Source organism: Labrenzia sp. PO1, assembly GCF_012273635.1.
GTDB lineage: Bacteria > Pseudomonadota > Alphaproteobacteria > Rhizobiales > Stappiaceae > Roseibium > Roseibium algicola.
Window position 1 is genome coordinate 84565 of the sequence record NZ_JAAXCR010000005.1, and the last position, 21728, is coordinate 106292.

Sequence of the window (21728 nt, forward strand, 5' to 3'; positions counted from 1 at the left end):
CCGCGAAAATCTGCGGAGGAACGATGTTTTCAGAGGAGGCGGGGAGGTCGTTCGGGAAGGGTGGTGTCCGAGACGTGCAGGGCATCAGGCGGCAACTGTGTGAAGGCGAGGGCCTGGGCAAAACCCAGTGCCATTTCCTGGCTATCGCGAACCGTATCGGCAGCGCACAACGCACCGCCGCAGCACAGGTCGAATTTCACCTGTCCGTCGTCCGGCATTTCATCGCCCATCATTGCCGAGGCATGACCCATCATCGTTTCACACGGCATGCCGGCGTTGACCGCAACATGTTCTCCAGGAGCCATCATCGCCTGGTGAGCCGGTGCAAACCCGGCAAACAGCAGGGCAATCGCGAACAGGATCGTCGCGGCCAGTCTGCTGATGTGATGCACAGGTCGGGTCATGTTGCGCGATATAATCCAGTCCAGCACAAATACAAGTGCCTGATAGGTGCTGTTGAGCATACCTTCGATGGGCGGTTAATAAATTTCCGTTCTTGATCTGGAACCGTGAAACGTACGGTTCTGCGATAGTTCATCCGATCACAAGTCAACCTGAGACCTAAATACGCCTGGCGGGGCCGAAGCAGAAGCGAATATGAGCGCCGACCCTTCAATTTTTCGTTTGCGTCTGGGAGATTGATGCGGATCTGAACAGGGTCGCGTCTATTCAAGCAATTGGATACCAGCGAAAAGGATAATGAGAATTCCGGCAGTCGCATCGAGCGCTCGGGAAACCACGCTGAGGGTCGCGCCGTTCCTGAGAGCGACATCGAGAAACAGGCGTTGGCCGAAAACCGCCAATCCTGCCACTGCACAAAGCGTAAAGGCAATGCCGACAAGCATTGATGCCGCGAACATCAGACCCGCCCCCGGTTCGCCTTGCGACAGGGCTGCCACCACGACAAACAATGTCAAAGGACACGGTACGAGACCGGCTGTAAGGGCCACCCAGAAGCCTTCGGCTCGCTTCCTGCCCGGCCTTGAGCGGATTGCCCGGACAAAAAGCCATGCGCCGATACCGATCAGCGTGAGGCGGCTGATCAACTCGAGGGCCGGGGCCCGGCCGCCACCAACAAAGGATCTTTCCACAAGCTGGGAGGCAAAGAAGGCGATCAGAACGGCTGTGAGCACATGTGTTGCCGCCAGAAGTGTCGAGACCGAAAATGCACGGGCGAAGCTGCTTCTGGCTCCGGCGACATAGCTAGCCAGGATCGTCTTTCCGTGCCCGGGCGTCAAAGCGTGAATGGCGCCGAACAGCACCCCTGTCCCGATCATGCTCACAAGAAGCCAGAAATCCCCCGACTGGCTGAATTCCAGCAACGAAGCCCGCACATCGCCATAGATCCAGCGTTGCCAGGAGATGAGAAGATCCATCATGGCTGGCGATCCGGCCAGGTGTGGTGAAGACTGTCGATCACGAACGCATGTGCGTGTCGTTTTCCATGCGCTTTGGCAAGATGTGGGTGGTTTGCCGGCAGGTCGGGGTGCGCATGGTCGAGAATACTGTGATCGTCTGCAGGCCAGGACTTGCCGGCCACAACCCAGCCAAGCACAGCCAAACCGGCGAGAACGACCATTGTCACAGACATCGAGGAATTTGCTCCAAGCCAGCCGGCAAGCGGATAGGCAATCAGCCAGCAACCGTGCGAAAGAGCAAATTGCGCAGCGAAAACCAATGGACGGTCCTGGGGATGGGCGGAATTTTTGAGAAGCCGTCCAGAGGGCACGAGCACCGCCGACATGCCTGCCCCCATGGCAAACCAGACCAGCAGCAGGGCTGGCCAAACGAAAGGCTCCGGCAGGACCGCCAACAGGCCCGCGAATATCAGCAATGAAACGGGAAGCAATGCTCCGCCGGCGAGCATGACGAACCGTTCGGAACGGCTTGCAAGAAGCTTTGGCAGCGTCAACGCGACAACCATGGAGCCTCCGCCATAGGCCGCCATCGACAAGGCCAGGTCGGTGTCATCGAGACCAAGGTACGATTTCACGATGACGACACCGTTGACGATCACCATGGCCCCCGAAGCGGCAACCGCGAGATTGAGGGCCAGCAATCCTCTCAGGCGTGGTGTCTTCAGATAGATCTGCAGGCCCTTGACGGTTCTTCGGAACGCGGGCTCTTCCGCGTCGGCCTGCGGCGAGACGAGCCGAATGGTCAGGATCAACCCGGCAGAGAACAGGAAGCCGGCAACGGTACCACCGAACAACCAGTGGAAGCCGACAAGGCCAACCAGGACGGCTGCAATCATCGGGCTGAGAAGGTTTTCAAGATCATACGCCATGCGCGATAGCGACAAGGCACTCGTGTAGTCCTTTTCATCCGGAAGGATATCGGGAATGCTGGCCTGGAAGGCAGGGGTGAAGGCCGCGGACGCGGTTTGCAACAGGGCGATCAGAACGTAGATCTGCCAAATCTCGTCAACGAAGGGCAGGGCCACCGCGGTCAGAGCCCGGACGATATCCAACGTGACGAGAAACATCCGACGCGGAAACCGGCTCGCATAAGCGGCAGCAATCGGGCTGATGCCGACGTAGACAATCATCTTGATCGCAAGGGCTGTTCCCAGAACGGCGCCAGCCTCATCGCCTGCAAGATCGAAGGCCAGCAGCGCCAGGCCAACCGTCATCAGACCTGTGCCGAACAACGCGATGACCTGCGCGAAAAAAAGATGGCGGTAGGTTTGATTGGCAAGTACCGAAATCACTTAACTCTCCAGCCGTCCAGCTTCACCGCGCCTTGCGATCGAACCTGTGCCGCAACCGCAATGCTTCATAGCCGTATGGCGAAAACGCACGGCCTTCAAGACGATGGGGCTCCTCCTTGCGCATTGATGAGGTCATGCCTTTCACGAATTTCCTGCGGCCACTGTGCCTTGATCCAGGACAGGACGGCGATGATTTCGGTATCTGTCAGCACTCCTTCGAACACCGGCATGTTCGAATTGAAATTCTCAAGGCCAACTGCCTTCGCGGTGCCAAGCTTCGTGATACGGAACAGCAGGTCGTCCTGATGATGCCAGGTGTGCCCGGTTTCGTCGTGCGGCGGGGCCTTCAGGGAACCGTCCGGATTGGCGTCCATCCAGTCGCGCTCTCCTTTCAGGTCGTCTCCGTGGCATGCTGCGCAATTCTGCGCGTAAATGTCTGCTCCCAAACTCACAAGCTTGAGGTCGCCCGGCTTCAGCCGGACGACACTTTCGTCAACATCGGGGGGTGCCAGGAAGAAAATGGCACTGGCGACGACAATCACCACTGCCGCAGAAAGTGCGCCGAGCAAGATGCGGCTTCTCATGGTTTCTCTCCTTCACACGGTCAGCCGTCCCTCTCCAGGAGAAAGGTTGCGATTGCTTCCCTGTCCTCTTCGGACAGGAAAGCTGTGCCGTCGCGCACGACCTCGCCCATGGAGCCGCCAAAGACATCCCCATCGGGCATGATCCCGGTTTTGAGCGCATACTGCAGAGAACTTAACGTCCAGCCCTGCCTCTTCAGCTCGGCACTCGTGATGGGTGGAGACTTGCCGCCGTCAGGCAGTTCGCTGGCGCCATGCAGAGCCAATTCCGCCTGACGTGCACCAGCGGCATTTCTAGGGGTGTGGCAAGCGCCGCAATGAGCCGGTCCCTCAACAATGAACTTGCCCCTGTTCCACAGATCAGAGCGCGCAGGATCCGGGTCGAATGTCTCCGGCGTGTAAAACAGTCCGCGCCAGAGTTTCAGACCCATTCTGAGATTGAATGGCGGCAACATGTCATGTGGTGTCGATGCTTCAGCAACGGGGGGAACCGTCTTGAAGGCTGCCCACAGGTCCGCGATATCCTGGTCGCTCAAGGAACCGTAAAACGGATAGGGAAACGACGGATAGTAGGGCTCTCCTTCCGGCGAAATACCCTGTCGCACCGCCGCTGCAAAATCCTGCAAGTTCCAGTTTCCAATGCCGTGATCCGGATCCGTCGTCAGGTTGGGCGAATAGAACGTGCCGAAGTCCGTCGGCAGCCTGACACCGCCAGCCAGAGGTTTCCCGCCACCTTCCGTATTGGTATGGCAGGCGATACATCCCGACATCCTGGCAAGATAGGCGCCGCGGCCCGGATCGCCGGCAAGGACTTCGATCCGTTCGGGCTTGTCGACAGGCCAGAGGTAAAGCACGGCGAACGCCGCTCCCGCCAACGCGGGAGCAACGATCGCAACAATGAGCCAGAGGCGCATCGATCAGTTTTTCTCGACCCTGAATTTTGAGTGACAGGCCGAACAGGTCTGCGCGACCATGTTGAAAAGCCCGTCCGCAGGCATCTGGGCCAGCATTTCGGGATCGGCCATGTGACCGGCGTTCCCCATCATGCCACCCGACCCCATCATTCCTCCGGAGCCCATCATACCACCCTGGGACATCATGGAATTTCCACCCATCATGGTGTCTTGCCCCATCATGCCCGACTGACCCGTCATACCTGCACCGCCCTTGCCGTGTGCCAGGCCGTTTTCGGCCGCTGCGCCAAGTCCTGCTGCAAAAACGTCCAGCTGTTTTGCGAGCTCAGAGAATTGTTCCCAATCGGTCCAGATTTCCGGTTTCGCCTCCGATGGGCCTTCGATGCTGTGTTCCGGGAACAGCTTGGTCAGGGCCTCGCCGGAATGGGACTGGATAACCGCAGCGCCCTCACGCACTGCGTCCGCATCATAGTCCTTTTCTCCACGCATGATGGCAGTCAGCGACTTCATCACGTCGCCCATCTCATCCATCGCGTCCATGCGTTCCTTGACGATTCCGGACGCCCCACCATGTGCAAAGGCGCCGGCAACGCCTGCAAGCAACAGCGCGCCAGTCACTGATATAACCGTAAGTTTCATTGATCTTGTCCTGTATCCAGATTGCGTGGCGGATATTTCGCCTCAAGCGATTTCAAACGGATAAAGGAGCCGGTCGCGGGGGAGGCGGATCAATCTTCCACACCCGGGACACATTGGACACCACGGTATCGCGGACGCTGTCTTCGATGACGTCAGGGATGCTCAGATGCTCGTCATCCGTCAACGCCAGCAAATAGGCCCCACAATGCACGGTTTCATGATCTGCCACATTGTGATCGGAATGGTTTGAAGCATGATCGTGGGGAATATCGCCGCCGGAGGCGGCAGCGGTTTCATGTGAGTGTTCGTGGGCAGTTCCGGCAAGCGAGTGACTGAACGATCCTCCGGCAGCAACGAAGGCCGCCACGAGGAGCATTTTCAAAGTCGTCCAAAAGCAAGACTGCAACCGCATCAACAATGACCTACTGGATCCTGTTTGCCAGCAACGAACCCGAACCTCTGTCACAATCCGGTGAACCTGCGCCCCGGTCAACCCTTCTCTGGCCGGCATATTGCCGATCCGCACCATAAAAGCTTGATCGAGGCCGTCTTGTGGGCACTCAGGCCAATGTCCTCAAAGCAGCGTATGATCTTGGTCGGTAGCCCGGACTGGCGCAAAGGTTCTCCAATGTTCATGTCACCCCCTCCTATTCAGCAGGCGCGGCTTCGGCACTTGGCGTGAAAGCGACCCTGGACCTTGCTTCATCCATCACTGGCGCGATCCGGCGAAGTCGCAAAGCATTGGTGAGGACGAACACCGACGACAACGCCATGGCGCCTGCTGCAAGAACGGGTGACAGCAACAGGCCAAAGGCTGGATAAAGCGCCCCGGCGGCCACCGGGATCAGGGCCGTGTTGTAGGCAAATGCCCAGAACAGGTTTTCCTTGATGTTGCGCATGGTGCGGCGCGACACTTCGTAAGCGTTCACGACGCCTCTCAGATCGCCCGACATCAGCACGACATCGGCGGATTCAATCGCCACATCGGTGCCTGTGCCGATCGCGATACCGACATCGGCATGGGCGAGGGCAGGGGCATCGTTGATGCCATCTCCAACGAAGGCGATACGGCCCTCGTCACCCTTGAGTTCAGTCAGGGCGTCAACCTTGCCGTCGGGCAGAACACCCGCGATGACGATGTCGATCCCGGTTTCCGCGGCAATTGCCTCGGCGGTTTCCCGTTTGTCGCCGGTGATCATCGCGACCTTCAAACCCAGCTCATGAAGCGCTGCAATTGCGGCCCGGCTCGATGGTTTGACCGGGTCGGCAACTCCGACAACAGCTGCAATTCTGCCGTCAATGGCTGCATAGAGAGCTGTGCGCCCACGGGTCGCGAGCCTGATCTCCTCGTCCACCAGCGCATCGGTCGCAATACCTTCGCGCTTCATCAGCCGGTCAGCGCCGACGAGCACCCGTTGACCGTTCACAAAAGCGGAAACACCATGGCCGGTGATGGAGTTGAACTCACTGACCGCGAACCTCTCCACGCTCTCCTTGCCCGCTGCCCGTACGATGGCCTCGGCAACAGGATGTTCAGAGCGAGCCTCAACCGCAGCAATGCGCGACAGAACGAAAGAGCGTTCAAAACCGTCCGCCAGGACGAGGTCGGTCAGTTCCGGCCGGCCCTCCGTTACGGTGCCCGTCTTGTCCAGCGCAACAATGTCCACGTCGGCAAGCTGCTGCAGCGCGTCCCCCTTGCGGAACAGGACGCCCATCTCGGCTGCCCTGCCGGTGCCCACCATGATCGATGTCGGCGTTGCAAGGCCCATGGCACACGGACACGCGATGATGAGCACCGACACACCGGCAACAAGGGCCAGTGTCAATGCCGGGTCCGGACCGAATGTCAGCCACACCAGGACCGTGGCCACGGCAACGGCCATGACAGCGGGAACGAACCACAGCGTAATGCGGTCCACCAGCCCCTGGATCGGCAGCTTGGCGCCCTGGGCTTCCTCGACCATGCGGATGATCTGCGAAAGGGTCGTATCGGAACCGACACGGGTTGCCTTGAACTGAAGTCCTCCGGTGCCATTCACCGTGCCCCCAGTCACCGCGCTGCCAGCCGATTTCGCGACAGGCACGGGCTCGCCGGTGATCATGCTTTCATCGACGTGGGAGAACCCTTCGACCACTTCACCGTCAACCGCGAGACGCTCTCCTGGGCGCACCACGACGATGTCGCCAATGGCCAGCGTTTCGATAGGCACTTCCACCATCTCTTCGTCCCGCAGCACCCGGGCCGACTTGACCTGAAGGCCGAGGAGGCTCTGGATGGCCGCGCCGGTGCGCCCCTTTGCCCTGGCCTCCAGGAAACGGCCCAGCAGGATCAGAACGACAATCACGGCGGCTGCCTCGAAATAAACGGCGCGAACCTCGGCGGGCACCAGATCCGGCAGGAAGGTGGCAACCACCGAATAGAGATAGGCGGCTCCGGTTCCCACGGCCACCAGGCTGTTCATGTCGGGCGCCCCCTTCAAGAGCGCCGGAAACCCCTTCAGATAGAAAGATCGGCCCGGACCGAAAAGTACCACGCTCGTCAGCACGAATTGCAGGATCCAGCTCATTTGCTGACCAATGGTCACCGCGATCAGGTGGTGAAAAGCGGGGATCAGATGCCCGCCCATTTCGATCAGGAACACGGGCAGGGCAAAGGCTGCGGCGATCGCCATCTTGCGCGCCAGCTCACGGGCTTCTTCCGCCTTGCGCTCGCTGCGATCCTGAGACGTTCCTGCGTCTGCCAGACTTGCGGGATAGCCGGCATCCGTGCTGGCCTTCACCAGCTCCTGAACGGTTGTGGCACCTTCTGCAAAGACGATCGTTGCCGTTTCGGCCGCAAGATTGACGCTGGCACTGAGGACCCCGGGCACCGCCTGCAACGCCTTGTCGACACGTCCGACACAAGAGGCACAGGACATGGACTGAATAGTCAGCGTGACTGTCTGCGTTCGCGCCGGATATCCGAGATCATCCAGTTTGGCGACAACGGCGGTGATCTTGTCAGCAGTGGCCGTAAATTGCGCACTTTCAGTTGCCAGGTTCACACCGACATCTTCAAGCCCTTCGACAGCCGCCAGGCCGCGCTCGACGCGTCCGACACACGATGCGCATGACATTCCCTGAACCGACAAGGAAAATTTCTGTTGCCCAGACATGGGTCCAACTCCGGCATGGATTGTTCGATTTCCCTCAAATGAGGCTTCCAGTCACTGGAAGGTCAAGGATCGTTCAAGATATTTTTCAAACATTTTTCTTCTTGACCCTCCAGCCGCTGGAACCGGGAAAAACAGAAAATCGATCAACTACGGAGCCAATCATGAAGTTCAGCGTTCCAGATATGAGCTGTGGTCACTGCAAGGCAACCATCGGCAAGTCCATTGAGCAGGCGGACGGATCTGCCCAGGTCGAATTCGACATGGCGAACAGGACCGTGACCGTGACGAGCGCCCGGTCCGCACAGGAAATCGCAGGCGTTCTCAAGGAGGCCGGCTACAGTTCCGAACTATTGCAGCAAACCCCGTAAGAATTTTATCCCTCTTCTCCGGGGACATTGCCTGATGTTTTCATCCATTGTTCGGCTGGGCGGCCCCGGCGACGTAGGTCGCCGGGTGGTCAACCTCTTGAACGAACACACGGATTGTAGGATTTATCTGGTCTCAAGGAAAGGCGGCACAGATACCGAGCGTGTCCGGCACCTGAAGATGGACCTCGGTGCAAACGAGGCAGAGGACAGGCTCCCGAAAGGCGCTGCGGTCGTGAACCTCACGGAAACGACCTCACCCGCTCTTACTGCCGCGGTTGTCCGGAAAGGGGGACTTTTCCTCGATACATCCGCGTCTCCCGAATATGTTTCGGCTCTTGAACCCAAATCACGACCAGGGTCAGTGATGGGGTGACTGGCCGGACGCCAGTGCGAGATGGTGTTCCTGATGATGCGCTCCCAGTGTCATCACGCCGATAAACCCGAGTCCCGAGAGCTTCTGCAGGTCTGAAGGCTTGCTGACGTAAACCGACAGAATCGCGCCGCCGGGCACTTCTGCCACTTCATAGCGGAAACCATGGGTTCCGTTCATGGTGGCGGCATGGGCCGTCAACATCCGCCTGATCGAGTTGGTGACATCGCCGTCTCCCGTCACGGTGAACCGGTAACCATCCTCGACCGGCAAGGATTTTACATCTGCCCGCAAGGTGACATTGTCCATGTCGGCAAGATGGTTCCGCAGTGCTTCGATATCGACCCTGGACCAGTCTGTTTCAGGATCTGCTTCAAGGATCGCCACGATTTCCTGAATTGCTGCGAAAGCGGACTGCCCCGGTTCACGCGGAACCGCCTTAGCGGACGATGGTTTGGTGCCATGTGCCGCATGCTGCGTGGCAGAATGGTCATGATGCTGCGTTGTCTGGGTCTGGGTCTGGGTCTCGGCCAGAACCGGAGTGCTGCACACAATGGCGGCGGTCAGGGCAAGAATGTACCGGCTCATGGTTTCTCCTTTGCTTTGCATCCCATCTTGCCTGAGGAACCAAAATCAGAACATGATAGCTATCATGTCGATGGATATTCCCGCCTTCTTTGAAACGTCTGGAACCTTTGAGCGCCGAGTGCCGGCGGGAGCGTATCTGTTCCATCAGAACAGCAAGGTGGAGAACCTGTTTCTGGTGACCGCGGGTGAAATTCAGCTTGTCCGCCACCAGACAGGGGGAGCCGCACTCGTTCTACAACGCGCTTTTCCAGATGCAGTCGTGGCTGAAGCCTCTGCTTTTGCCGCAATTTATCACTGCGACGCGATTGTCCGATCAGATGCCACCGTACGTGGGATCTCGAAGCGGCGCTTCCTCGACCTTTTTCGCACTGATCCGAAACTGTCAGAAGCCTGGGCGGCACGGCTTGCACGGGAGGTACAGACAACTCGCCTGAGGAGCGAAATTCTGGCCCTCAGAACAGTCGCGGAACGTCTGGATGCCTGGCTCGCCTGGCACGGCACATTGCCGCCAAAGGGTGAATGGCACCAGATTGCACGACAGATTGCAGTCAGTCCAGAAGCCCTCTACAGAGAAATCGCAAAGCGACATAAGAGTAAGAGCCAGTTCCTCGCATGAAAGCTCAACTTACTTCGAACCGCTGTAGCGTGCCGCAAGGCTTATCCAGGCCTGTCCGAGAACCAGCGGCAGAAAACTGATCGCGCCAGCGACCAGAAGACCCGTCAGTCCTGGCCATGGCAATGCCAGAAGCGCTGACAGATCCGTATTCAGAAGTGCCATTGCGACAAGTGAGAGGCACAACGAGATAGCACCCCAGACATAACCATTGCGAAGGACATCGCTTTTCCAGAACGGGCCTGTTGCGGCACGCATGTTGAAGACGTTCCAGAGCTGTGACAGTGCCAGCGTCAGAAAGGTAACCGTGATGGCTCTTTCCGTTTCCAGACCAAGCAGAAACAACGCGATGACAAATGCAGCAAGCGTCGAAAACGTAATCGCACAACCAAGATAACCGATCAACATCCAGCGGGACCCGTCGACGATAGGCTCACCAGGGTCCCGTGGCGGGCGCTGCATCACCCCGTCTTCCCCCTTACCGAGCCCCAAGGCAAAGGCGGGGAAGACATCGGTCACCAGGTTGAGGAACAGGATCTGAAGTGGCAGGAGCGGGACAGGCAGGCCGACACCAACCGCAATGCCCACAATCAACACCTCGCTGACGTTGCAGGACATCAGATAAACGACGAACTTGCGGATATTCTCGAAAATGATCCTGCCCTGGCGCATTGCGGCGATGATCGTCGCGAAGTCGTCGTCCTTCAGGACAATGTCGGACGCTTCACGGGCAACCTGTGTGCCGCGCTTGCCCATGGCAATGCCGATATCCGCTTTCTTGAGCGCCGGAGCGTCGTTGACGCCATCGCCCGTCATGGCGACCACATGGCCGCCATCCTGAAAGAGTGAAACCAGGTTCAGCTTGGTGTCGGGTGCCACCCTTGCAAAGACATCGGTCGCCATGAGCTGTTCGCGCTGCTCTGCCGTCGCCTGTGCCATGTCGATCCCGTTTAACTCATGGCCGGACAGCACTTTCAGGCCGGACGTTCCGATACCTGCGTCCTGTGCGATCTTCGCCGCGGTCTCGGCATGGTCACCGGTCATCATCACAACCCGGACACCCGCCTGCTGACTGGCCCTGATCGCTCCTGGAACGTCTTCCCGTATCGGATCAAGAAAGCAGACCAGTGCGACCAGCGTCAGACCCTCATAGGGATCTTCGGAAGGTGTCGCTGCCGTTTTGAAGGCAAGGGCGAGGAGACGCTGGCCGCATCGGGCTGCCTCTTCCTGACGGCCGCGCCACGCGGCACGGTCCGCATCCGTGAAGGTGCGGGTACCTTCGTTTCCTAGAACCTCTGATGCCGCGTTCAGGACGGCTTCCGGAGCGCCCTTGACGGCATAAAGAAAGTGCCCGTCACCATGATGGACCGTCGCCATCATCTTGCGTTGTGGAGTGAAAGCATACTGTTCTGCCGGCTTCATTGTCTGCAGCAGACGAGATCTTGCAAGACCTGCGGCAGATGCAGTGGCCAGCAACGATATCTCCATCGGATCACCGATCCGTACTTCATCCGGAGCATCTGAATATTCCGCCGAATTGCACAGCGCACCAATCCTGAGAGCGGTTGCGAGGTCCTCCGTGGACGCTGGTTCGATGTCCTGGCCCTCTGAACAAAAACGAATGCCGTTGCCTTCATGCAGAATGTCGATATACGCGCTGTCGAGAAGATAACGGACGGCCGTCATCCGGTTTTCCGTCAAGGTTCCGGTCTTGTCGGTCAGGATCAGTGTCGTCGCCCCCAGCGTCTCTACAGCCGAAAGTTCGGTGACGAGCGCGTTGCGGGCCGCCATGCGCCACATGCCTCTGGCCAGGCACAACGTCGCCACGATCGGCAGACCTTCCGGAATGGCGGCAACCGCAAGCGCAATTCCGGTTTTAAGCATCTCTGACAGAGGATGCCCCCAGAGAATGCCTGCCATGATCGTGAGCGCGGCAAGCACCAGCGTCAGCCAGACCAGTTTCTGCCCCAGCCTGTCCAGTCTCCTTTCTAGGGGAGAAATTTCGGCGTCGGCCTGCTGCGCAAGGGCGCTGATCCGGCCAAGTTCCGTCGACATGCCGGTGGCAACAACGATGCCTTCGCCAAGCCCCTGGGTGACCGCCGTTCCGCTGAAAGCCATGTTGAAGCGTTCGGCAAGCACCGTCTCTTCGGCCATCCTGGGAGTCTGCTTTTCAACCGGGACGCTCTCCCCGGTCAGCAGGGACTCATCGCAATGAAGATCGGAAGCAGCCGTGAGCCGAAGGTCAGCCGTGACGACGTCTCCTGCCTCAAGGATCACGATGTCTCCAGGGACCAGCGCCGTTGCCTCGATCTCAAGCACCTTGCCGTCTCGGCGCACACGGGAGTGCGTCGTGGTGATCCGCAACAGGGCTTCCATCGACCGGGCCGCGCGCAACTCGGTGAAGAACCCGATGGCACCGTTCAGAACCAGGACGATGGATATCGCGATCGCGTCCGCGAAATCGCCCAGAAGCAGAGACATGAAAACGGCGGCTGCAAGAAGCCAGACGATGATGCTCGCAAATTGATGGGCAAGGATTGCGAATGCACTCTTGGTTTTCAGCTCGCGAAACCTGTTGGTGCCGTAACGCCGTCGACGCCTGACAACTTCATCCTCCCCAAGCCCCGCCATGGGGTGAACCGAAAGCTCCTGAGCAACCACTTCAGGGTCGATTGCGAAGGGAGCGTCGATGCTGGTTTGGTGCAAACGGTTCAGGGCTGATGGATCCGTCGAGGCAGCGGCAACTTGGCCGTTCAGGATAAGATGAGAATGCTGAATACACTTGTATCACGGACGAATTCTCGCGGGTGGAACGCGGTACGCCAAGTCGGGAGCAATGCTTATTCCACCCGGAACACCCTGCCGACTGGCTACGTAGTCACCACCAGTTTGCCTCTCAATCGTTTTCCCGGACAATGCAGATGAAGCTCTGTACGGCGCGCGCCCACGCAGGCGAACAGGGGAGGGAGCCGGTACGATGACCTACAAGACCATACTCGCAATAACGGAACTCGATGTCTCCACGGAAACCGTTGGCAAGGCTGTCACGGTAGCGAGGGCTTTTGATGCTCATCTCACAGTTTTGCCGATCGGTGAAGTCCCGCAACTGCCGTTCTACGGATCTGGCGGGCACGGATACATCGAAATCTGGGCGAAGGAATTCGACCAGCGAAAGATCGAGCTGACATCCCTTGCTTCCCGAATAGAAGCACAGCTTGCAAGGGAAGGTATCTCGTTCGACGTCCGGCCAAGTCTGTCTTCTACCGCTCGCCAAGACAATCTTGTTGCCCGCCATGCCATCTATTGTGATCTGGCTGTTGTCCTGCGCTCCGTGGAGCAAGAGCTCAATTCCGTCGAAAAGAATGCGATCGATGGTGCGCTGTTCGATTCCGGCCGGCCCGTGCTTTATGTTCCCAATTCCTTCAAAGCCGACCGCATTGGCACAAAAGTGGCCATCGCCTGGAATTCACGGCGGGAAGCCGCCCGTGCCGTATCCGAGTCGCTGCCGTTTCTGAAGTCAGCCGAGGAAATCACGCTGCTGCTGGTTGACCCGGTCGTCGGCGACAATGATCACGGAGAAGACCCTGGCAGCGATATCGCAACGGTCCTTGCCCGCCACGGTCTCGGCATTTCCGTTCAAAGTGTGGCGTCCGCCGACAGGCCCGTGTCCGAAGCCTTGCTGGACAGTGTACGCGAACTGGGAGCCGACCTTCTGGTAATGGGTGCCTACGGACATTCACGCCTGCGGGAGAACATTCTGGGAGGAACAACACGGGAAATGCTGGAGCAAACCGTCATCCCCCTGTTGCTGTCGCGCTGAACGACGCAGCTTCTGGCCCCTGGATTTGTCAGGGGCCAGAGGCCCGCGAAAGGCTCAATGCTGACCTTTACCGCGCACGCCGTTACGTTCGCCACGAATACACCGTTGGATTTTCGGCTTGTTCCTCGCTGAGTTCTGCACTCTGCTCGTTAGCTCTGATCCATGTATTCATCCTCGTCATCAATGTGACGATTGGCAAAATCGAACCAGTTCATGCCGTTTTGCCGCTGGGTCATTACCGGTTGTGCGCCGGGGAAGCTGGGGCTGGGCGTAATGGGGGGAGGCATGCCGATCGGATCTACCTCGTCCATTTTCGAATCCAGTGGGTCCGCAATGCGCCAGAACATTTGGTCATCGACGGAGCTGTGGGTGTTGTCGATCTGGTAGCGTTTGAGCAGCGAGTTCGTGTCGTTCAAGGTCAGGTCTACCTGGAATCCCGAGGGGCAAAGCCCGCGGGTGTGCGACAGAGAACCATTGTAATAAAGATGCACGGTCATCTTCACCAGATTGTCGTGCGCTTCTTGCTGCTGCGCGATCTCATGAACCTCGACTTCCATTCGCCGCCATTCGCCGTTCCGTTGGAATTGCGACCATTGCGGACAGATATTGGCCGGGACATCGGGGCCACCCAACTCCAGAGCAATGATGTGTCCCTTGTCCATGTCGACCTTGCCGCTATTGCGTGGGCTGATCAGTTTGGCCTTCTTGGGAATGCGCTTGGTCGCGCCAATCCGGAAACCCGAAAACGGCTCCGGCGCCGACTTACGGCCCGACGTGGTGTCAAGAGGATAGACATATCCATAGACCGAGGTCTGCCGCTCGTACTGATGATGGGTTCCAGGGGCAATGATTTCAGTCAATACAGTCACCGCACCGTATTCGTCGGGACGTTTTTCTTTTCGATCGTACAAAGTGTTGAAGGTGTAGACAGGCATCCGGCAGACCCCTTGATAGCTGATCAAGTCATTGGTTGTGAAAATATGTCAATAAACGCGAATGTTGCAGACAGAGAAGATCCGTTCAAGTAACGGATGCAGTTTGATCGTTTTTAGAAGGATTGAACATCCCGTCTGCATTCTCTGGAACGCAGGTTACTCCGGGCCAGGACACCGACGGCGGAAAGGTCCAGCGTACCGCCATCACGAACGACACTTGGAGCTAGGAGCTTCGCCGCTGAACATGGCATCAAAAGCCACAGTCGGTGTCATTTCCAGATAAATCGTCGATCAGTGTCGTCCAGGGATCATCACAATTCGGCAAAGTGACACTTTCACCTGGCACCAGCGTTCAATCTTGCGGCGCTCATCCAGGATCAGATGACTGTATATTGATGGCATGACACAATCGTCTTGTCTGATAACCTATTGGCTTCAAACAGAAGTCGCACTTGGGAATAGCGCGCAATCACCCACAAGCGAGAATCGCGTAATTTTGATTATGGAATATTTTTAGCGCGGGCGACATTTCGGAATGCGGCCCGCGCTGTTCTGGTCACGATGTCAGTTTGCAGGCGTAACGTTTCTATCCGCTTCGGAATCAATCAGCTCCTCAGGAGCTTTCTCAACCGGTGCATTGTTCAGATCCTCAGCGGTTGCCGGCCTGGTTTCATTCACACTTTCATCAGCTGGAACGGGGCGATATGCAGCTTCCTCGAAGGGCTCCAGCGCATCCAGCTTTTCTGCGGTCGTTTCAACCACCAGCACCTCGCTATCGTTGCGATCTTCGAACTTCACAAGGCCGTACTCGATTGCGACGTTTTTCTCGCCCAGGCCAAGAAAGCCTCCGACTCCGATCACGATTGCCTGAATCTGACCGTCAGGACCCACAGTGAAGTCGTTGACGTCGCCAATTGCTTCAGACTCTTCGCTCGTACCATTGTAGACCGTTCGGCCGAGAAGGTCCGTGGCAAGGTGTCCTTCTGCCTTTTTCACCATTTGAACGGGCTCAGGGGTGGCAGGAGTTGCCGGCACGGTAGTCGTCGGTACTTCAGTCGAGCTTTGCGCATACGCACCGCCGACCATTAACAGTCCGACTGCGGACGCAGTGACAAGTTCACGTAGCATTGTAACTCTCCCAGATTGAAGTCGCCGGTATCTGACAGGGATGAGGCGACGATATGGGAGCAACGCTCCGGAAATCACCGAGTTCCGGCGCATTTCAAGATTGAAACAGAATGTGAATGTACTGCTCTCATATGCAGCCATAAATTGAAACTGAGATCGGGAGTACTGAGCTTCCCAAGAACGCGTAGCTGTACCTGCAGGGCATTCTCTGTGAGCCGATCTTCAGTTTCCGAAGATTCTTCAGCGCCGTGAACGTATTTGAAGACCAACGCAATTGCGGCGGAAAAGGTGCTCGCTAACTTGCCGACAGAACTAGGTTTGCAGACCAACCGAATGCCTAAAGCCGGATCCACAAAAGATAGCCACGTTGCTAGTCCTCGAGACGCAGTTCTTATCAACCCGGCAGTTATGGAATCAGTGTATTTCCACAGCAAAAGTGGAACTCATTCCATACGTAATCCATGTTCGCATGATCAGCGGAAGAGATATTAATTCAATCTTCTCTGATACTTAGAGATTTATATTTCGAAACCTAGGTAACTTTCGCAAGGTATCATTGGGTACTGTTGCATTAACCTTTTCGGAATCAAGTTCACTCAGTTTCATCACGTCAGACCGACAGCAAGCGACCTCAAGCTCTCGATAATAGAACATGCGCACACCGAGATACCTACTGGCAGTTTCCGTAATCAAAGGCGTAATCACAGGCACTGCGGCAGCGGCCTCCGCAACAGTCACGCCTGTTCACGCTGAGAATATTAAACCTTACGTCTGGTCTTTTTCAAAGCCATCTGAAAGTTCCTACAACATGACGGTAGGCGCTCAACTTCCTGTTCCAGGCCGGCCTGCATTTGGATCGGATATCAACATGCCAGCAGCATTGCCCAGGCATGTGCTCAATGCGCCACGCAGCTACGTACCGAGTGGAACGCTATGGACACGACTGCGTTTCGAAGACGACTACAAATTGGCAGGAATGGACGAGACGGACCTGACCTTGCGCTTTGACCCGGACAGCGACCTTGCATCGACCAGATTCACTGCAGGAAAGAAAATCAAACTTACAAGGCACGCCAACCTGATCTTGCGAGATTCCTATTCTTTCCGGACGCCCGGTTTCGTGACGAATGACATTGACTGGAACACCACCAAGAGCGTGGAAGTGTCTCTGGGCCCGACCGCAACAGTGCTGGCAGCGGAATTCAACAACTCAAAAGACGACGCCGTGTGGCATTCGAGCGTTTCGTTGCAACAACCCTTGACCAAAGCCTTCACACTTCGGGCAAGCATCAGGGAAATACAGACACAAAATCCCAGTTCTGTATTCAAGGCTCGGTATTCCCGCACCTGGTGACTGTGCCCTTTGCCACACCGGGGATTTATTCCAATTCCAGGTGCTCCGCTATCAGTTGCCCGAGCCAAGTTTCACTCAGGACATCATCGCCGCCTTTCAGAAAAGCGCGCGCCTCCACCGGGTCACGCCCGTCGATCTTGACATCGAACGTCAAGCGCCAACGATCCGTACCGACGACAGGTTGAACGAAAAGATTTATTGGCTCGCCCTTGGAAAGCTCCACAACGGCCTCAACCTCGTCCTTCTTCTTCATCCCGTTCAAGGAATTGCCCTGGAATTCGACCACGACTTTCATCTGGTCCTTCGGTCGAGGTTGTCCTGGAATTCCTCCCTGGCCGATACGGGTTGCGAAAACCTGAGCACCTGACTGAGGCAGCGGATGCTGATCACGCCATGTCATCTGGTAGGAAAACGTACGTTCGTCACCCGCTTTCGGCAGTTCGTCCGGCAAAAAATAAGCGACTATGTTGTCATAGATCTCGTCGTCCGTCGGGATCTCCACCAGTTGAACCACGCCCTTTCCAAACGGTTCGTCAGGTTCGATCCAGACGGACGGCCGACGATCATAAAACACTCCGTCATCCTGAAAGTTCTCAAACTCCCGGTCTCGTTGTGCGAGGCCAAATCCTCTCACATTGTCCGCCCGAAAGGTGGACGTGCGAACCTCGGACGGGTTGTTGAGGGGCCGCCATATCATCTCTCCCGACTGGCTAATCATCGCAAGACCATCGGTATCGTGCACTTCAGGGCGCCAATCCCGGCCTTTCAGGCGATTGGACTCAGAGTACCAGTACATGCTTGTGAGTGGCGCTATTCCCAGTCTTTCCACGGACTTTCGGAAGAATAGGTGGCTTGTCACATCCATGACCTGCCCACTGCCCTCCTCATTTTTCATGTGCATTCGATAGGCGCCGGCGACAGATGGGCTATCAAGAAGTGCATAGACAACCAAACCGTCATCTTTCGATGCGGATGGTTCGAACCAGAATTCCGTAAATCTGGGAAATTCCTCCGGCATCGAAAGTCCGGTGTTAAGGGCAAGTCCGCGCGCCGACTGCCCATACTGGCGAGACTGGCCATCTGTCCTGAAATAGGATGCGCCCAGGAAGGAAACCCAGTCGGTTTTCAAATCCTCCCGCATGACGCGGAACCCGGCAAATCCGAGATTTTCGGGCAACTTTCGCGCCGGACTGTCGTGCGGCATGTCGAAATAGTCAGGTGAATAGAGAATTTCTCGGGAAACGCCATCAGCGACTTCGTTCAGCTTGACCGGTTGCTTGAAGAAGCGGCCCAGGTGAAAAAACTGAATTGGGACGCCTGGTACCAGCTCCAGGGTGGCCGACTTGCGAAAGCTGATCTTCCAATGTGCGTCGTAGTCAATTTCCTCCAGAAGATCTTCAGATCGCACTTTTTGCGCTTCATACGGTCTTGTCCCGAGTTCCCGAGCCTTCGCGATCACCGTCGCAAAACTGAATTCTTCAGGGTCTCCCCGGTGGTTCTTCAGGTCACTGGATTTCGCATAAGCGCTTTGGACAAATGCCATGAAAAAAAGTGCAATGAAAACAGATCTGCTCATGAAGTTTCCAGTCGGTCTTGCTTCGTTGTCGTTGAAAGACGAACGAACGGACAAATTAGTTCATGGTGCAAAACACCGGGCTTCCAGGTTGGGAACAGGATCGCAGGAATGAGGCGTCGTTTTGACAAAAGTCGGCCATGCGTAAGGCAAGTTTATGAAGGCTCGAAACCAGCGCCACCGACGTGCCCTGTTGCGATTATCCGTGTATGTGCAGGATCAGCACTCCCGGGAAGACCGCAAAGTTTCAAGGTCCCTTCATTTTGGCGCCCCCTGCCCGGAAGCAGTACTCGCACAAGAGGATCCCGCTCCCCGCGGCGCCCGATCAGCGCGCAGCGAGGCCGAACAGGGATTTTGCCAGCGCAAGTTTGCCTTCGGTCGCCCGTTCACAACATGCCCGGAAGTAACCGCCCGGCGAGCTGATTTTTTCCGGATCCCGCAAGGCCTTTTCGGCCACCATCGCCAGAATCGCCGCCGTAACATGCCGCCCCAGCCTTCCGCAGGCTTCGGTAAAGCCTTTTTCACTTAATCCGATACCGATCCTAAGCACGTCGGTTGCGGCAATGAGGTCCGGCCAGCTTTTGAGAGATAGCCCAAAATCGCCCTGGATCGACGTACATGCGCTTTCCAGCAAAGAGATCGAAACAGCGTCCAGGGTTTCCGATCGGACAAAATCCGCCTTACCGGAGCCTTTCTGCAGTGTATATCCTCTGTTGGAGCCCCCACCCCGCTCCGCTTGCTCCCTTTCAGGAGCTATTTCGGCGCCGTAGGCGACGTTAGTCTTATTTTTGATTTCATCTGCGTGAGCAGATGTCCGGTTATTTGAACAAGAGTCTGGTGAGTTTGTATTAAATATAGGGGTGACATTGATGTCATCTTCGCATGACGAATCCCCATTTTTATGTGCTGTTGGCTGTGTATTGGAGGCCTCCTTCAGAGCTTCCATCACCAGGTCATAAAGGTCCAGCAACGCCTGAGCTTTTGCCTGAACATCAATCTCCGCGTCCAGAATGCCTGCCATCTGATCCAGGAAGTCTGTCAAGTCGACGTCTTTCGTTGCATCGACGATATCGACAATCGCCCTAGAGATCCTCATGACCGTCCGTTTGGCTTCCCGGACGGCATTGAGATGAGCCTGCCATTCATCGGCCAGGCACTTGATTTCGCGGTATCGCACTCTTGCCGGCGTGAAATCGAGACCATAGGCAAAGGTAATGTCGCCACTGTCGTTGCGGTGCACCCACCTGCGGCCGGTAGAACTGTCCCTGTAGGCGAGAATACGGGCCTCGACCAGCTGCTTGATGGCGCGAATGACCGTTCGTTCACTCTTGCCGACATATGAGGCAAGCTTCTCGTTGGAGATGGCAACGACGGGCCTGTTGTCCCCTTTCCAGTCGTCCGGCTTTGACAGGCCAAGCAGGATGTCCAGGACATGGTAGGCAGTCGACGTGAGACCGATCGGCTGGGCCGCACGTTTCAAGGCAATAGCGACTTCGGATTTTCCAATATCGGGAATGTCGTTCGACATTGCCAGACGCTGGGACGCAAGTATCCCCGGCGTCACCTTCCGGAAGGAAGAGACGTTCGAAACAGCAGGCATGACAACCTCCGTTCACCGACACGAGCCAACGTGCGGCGTTATGCGTTTCAGGAGGTTCAACTTCGGGAAATCGGCAGAAATCCACCGTTCACACAAGATGGATCTTGCGCGTGATTCGGAATTCGCCTAAAACAGGGAAGTGTTGAGGTTCCTGTTTGGACGTTCCAAGTTGAACCGTGATTAAAGAGACTGAACGGTTGCCGCCGTTTCGGTCTCTTTTCATTTAGTCTCTATTTCTCTCGCACCGTCTCCTTCCTCACGGGGCCTGGCCGAAATCCGGCCTCTTGCCGATATGGCCCGGGACGACACTTGAACACCTGCCCCGGATCATTGTGCGCCCGGCATACCCTTTCGAGGTATGCCGCGATCATCTTCAGCCCTTCGTACGTCCCGTTTCCTGCCGTTGCCGCAGATAATCGCGATAGACGTCCGGAAGGTTCTCCTCCAGCCAGTGACTGAATTCAGCTTCGGATTTCGGTATCGAGAACACGGTTGCCGCCGATGTTCTCTTCAGTTTTGCCAGTACCGTTCCGTTCGATGTGATTTCTGCTGCAGCCTGAGTTGCCGGTGCAGCCTTCTTTTGTTTGCCTCTTGCGGCCTGCGTTACCATGGACATTCTGTCCTGCGCAGCAGCCAGCCTGAAATCCTCACCGTCTATGACGGATCGAACGCGCTGTTCGGCGGCAGGGTCTTCAAACAGCTTTGCCAGTTCCATCCATGCCGGCCGGCCGACATTCCTGGCACGGCCAATCGCGCGAATGATGTCGTGCGGGATGCTGTCGGCGATCTTCCGCATATTGGAAATGACCGTTTGAACCTGGCCGAGCACCGGCTGCATCTCGCGCTGCTTGAGCCCTGCTTCGCGCAGCTGCACAGCCCACAGGACCATCTCCGCGAAGGTCAGGTTTTCGCGGACGCCGTTTTCAAGCGACTGTTCCTTGATCAGCTCGGCATCGCTCAGCTTGCGAACGTACGCCTTGACCTTGAACGTCTCCGGTTTGCCGGCTTCCGCCATCAATGTCTGAATGGCAAACAGCCTGCGGTGTCCATAGGCCAGCTGATAGCGGTCCCGTTCCGTGGGGTGCGGGCGCACCAGAACGGGGATCCTCTGCCCCTCATCCTGGATCGAAAGCTTGAGTTCCTCCAGGGCCTCCTGCGCTTCGAGGTCTGTTTCGAAGCGATCGGAAAACGGGCTTGGGTCGATTTTCGACGGATCAAGGGCAACGATGCTGTCCTCGCGCATATGCGACAAGGCCCGCCCCATGGAATTCACGACGGGCGCGGTTACCTTCTGGCCCGCAACCGGCTTGGGCGGCTCCTTCTTGTCGGCAGCTGCAGCCGCCGCGTCGGACATCATTTTGACGATCGACTTTTTCATCG

Annotated in this window: 20 protein-coding genes; 5 read left to right on the top strand and 15 right to left on the bottom strand. The window is 57.0% G+C overall.

All coding sequences use genetic code 11. From position 1 onward, the window contains the following. Nucleotides 1–29: 29 nt before the first annotated feature. The 8 genes from HCG46_RS23865 to HCG46_RS23900 form a co-directional block, all read right to left on the bottom strand. Nucleotides 30–404: a hypothetical protein gene (locus tag HCG46_RS23865; protein WP_168687625.1), complete on the bottom strand. Its 375-nt coding sequence runs from the start codon at nt 402–404 to the stop codon at nt 30–32. A 261-nt stretch (nt 405–665) separates the two neighbouring features. Next, the gene (locus HCG46_RS23870; RefSeq protein ID WP_168687626.1) at nt 666–1379 is read right to left on the bottom strand and encodes an ABC transporter permease; all 714 of its coding nucleotides are present in this window, start codon (nt 1377–1379) and stop codon (nt 666–668) included. Beyond that, nucleotides 1376–2710 (bottom strand): MFS transporter, encoded by a 1335-nt coding sequence (locus tag HCG46_RS23875; protein WP_168687627.1) that lies wholly within the window; start codon nt 2708–2710, stop codon nt 1376–1378. Before HCG46_RS23875 ends, HCG46_RS23870 begins: the two co-directional genes overlap by 4 nt. 95 nt (nt 2711–2805) lie before the next feature. Continuing rightward, complete coding sequence (locus HCG46_RS23880) at nt 2806–3294, bottom strand: cytochrome c (protein ID WP_168687628.1); 489 nt, start codon at nt 3292–3294, stop codon at nt 2806–2808. A 20-nt stretch (nt 3295–3314) separates the two neighbouring features. Next, on the bottom strand, nt 3315–4205 hold the full coding sequence (locus tag HCG46_RS23885) for a cytochrome c (RefSeq protein WP_168687629.1): 891 nt from the start codon (nt 4203–4205) through the stop codon (nt 3315–3317). A 3-nt stretch (nt 4206–4208) separates the two neighbouring features. Further along, nucleotides 4209–4844 carry a cytochrome c gene (locus HCG46_RS23890; RefSeq protein ID WP_168687630.1) on the bottom strand — a complete coding sequence of 212 codons (636 nt, stop codon included), beginning with the start codon at nt 4842–4844 and terminating at the stop codon, nt 4209–4211. 52 nt (nt 4845–4896) lie between these two features. Continuing rightward, entirely contained in the window at nt 4897–5220 is a 324-nt protein-coding gene (locus HCG46_RS23895; protein ID WP_205838664.1) for a hypothetical protein, read from the bottom strand. A 271-nt stretch (nt 5221–5491) separates the two neighbouring features. After that, nucleotides 5492–7999 carry a heavy metal translocating P-type ATPase gene (locus HCG46_RS23900; RefSeq protein ID WP_168687632.1) on the bottom strand — a complete coding sequence of 836 codons (2508 nt, stop codon included), beginning with the start codon at nt 7997–7999 and terminating at the stop codon, nt 5492–5494. Nucleotides 8000–8160: 161 nt separating this feature from the next. Between HCG46_RS23900 and HCG46_RS23905 the strand changes: the two genes are divergently transcribed. Then, entirely contained in the window at nt 8161–8367 is a 207-nt protein-coding gene (locus tag HCG46_RS23905) for a heavy-metal-associated domain-containing protein (RefSeq protein WP_055661043.1), read from the top strand. 34 nt (nt 8368–8401) lie between these two features. Next, a complete protein-coding gene (locus HCG46_RS28705) occupies nt 8402–8740 on the top strand; it encodes a saccharopine dehydrogenase NADP-binding domain-containing protein (protein ID WP_353621838.1) in 339 nt (112 codons plus the stop codon). Here HCG46_RS28705 and HCG46_RS23910 read toward each other — a convergent pair. Then, nucleotides 8726–9325 carry a hypothetical protein gene (locus tag HCG46_RS23910; RefSeq protein WP_168687575.1) on the bottom strand — a complete coding sequence of 200 codons (600 nt, stop codon included), beginning with the start codon at nt 9323–9325 and terminating at the stop codon, nt 8726–8728. The genes HCG46_RS28705 and HCG46_RS23910 overlap by 15 nt on opposite strands. Here HCG46_RS23910 and HCG46_RS23915 point away from each other — a divergent pair. Then, a complete protein-coding gene (locus tag HCG46_RS23915) occupies nt 9312–9941 on the top strand; it encodes a Crp/Fnr family transcriptional regulator (RefSeq protein WP_205838665.1) in 630 nt (209 codons plus the stop codon). The two genes, HCG46_RS23910 and HCG46_RS23915, sit on opposite strands and share 14 nt — an antisense overlap. 9 nt (nt 9942–9950) lie before the next feature. Here HCG46_RS23915 and HCG46_RS23920 read toward each other — a convergent pair whose 3' ends face one another. After that, complete coding sequence (locus HCG46_RS23920) at nt 9951–12644, bottom strand: cation-transporting P-type ATPase (RefSeq protein WP_286185506.1); 2694 nt, start codon at nt 12642–12644, stop codon at nt 9951–9953. Between the two features lie 271 nt (nt 12645–12915). Here HCG46_RS23920 and HCG46_RS23925 point away from each other — a divergent pair, with 271 nt between their 5' ends. Then, nucleotides 12916–13758 (top strand): universal stress protein, encoded by an 843-nt coding sequence (locus tag HCG46_RS23925; protein ID WP_075283442.1) that lies wholly within the window; start codon nt 12916–12918, stop codon nt 13756–13758. A gap of 149 nt (nt 13759–13907) precedes the next feature. Here HCG46_RS23925 and HCG46_RS23930 read toward each other — a convergent pair whose 3' ends face one another. Then, nucleotides 13908–14693, bottom strand: a complete 786-nt coding sequence (locus tag HCG46_RS23930) for a DNA/RNA non-specific endonuclease (RefSeq protein ID WP_168687634.1) — start codon at nt 14691–14693, stop codon at nt 13908–13910. A gap of 564 nt (nt 14694–15257) precedes the next feature. After that, nucleotides 15258–15821: a PRC-barrel domain-containing protein gene (locus HCG46_RS23935; protein ID WP_168687635.1), complete on the bottom strand. Its 564-nt coding sequence runs from the start codon at nt 15819–15821 to the stop codon at nt 15258–15260. Between the two features lie 868 nt (nt 15822–16689). Between HCG46_RS23935 and HCG46_RS23940 the strand changes: the two genes are divergently transcribed. Beyond that, nucleotides 16690–17175 (top strand): hypothetical protein, encoded by a 486-nt coding sequence (locus tag HCG46_RS23940; protein WP_168687636.1) that lies wholly within the window; start codon nt 16690–16692, stop codon nt 17173–17175. 25 nt (nt 17176–17200) lie between these two features. Here HCG46_RS23940 and HCG46_RS23945 read toward each other — a convergent pair whose 3' ends face one another. The 3 genes from HCG46_RS23945 to repB form a co-directional block, all read right to left on the bottom strand. Beyond that, the gene (locus HCG46_RS23945; protein WP_168687637.1) at nt 17201–18751 is read right to left on the bottom strand and encodes a glucan biosynthesis protein; all 1551 of its coding nucleotides are present in this window, start codon (nt 18749–18751) and stop codon (nt 17201–17203) included. A gap of 322 nt (nt 18752–19073) precedes the next feature. Further along, nucleotides 19074–20348: a plasmid replication protein RepC gene (gene repC, locus HCG46_RS23950; protein ID WP_205838666.1), complete on the bottom strand. Its 1275-nt coding sequence runs from the start codon at nt 20346–20348 to the stop codon at nt 19074–19076. A gap of 373 nt (nt 20349–20721) precedes the next feature. After that, nucleotides 20722–21726, bottom strand: coding sequence for a plasmid partitioning protein RepB (gene repB, locus HCG46_RS23955; RefSeq protein WP_168687639.1), 1005 nt, complete (start codon nt 21724–21726; stop codon nt 20722–20724). Between the last annotated feature and the right edge of the window lie 2 nt (nt 21727–21728).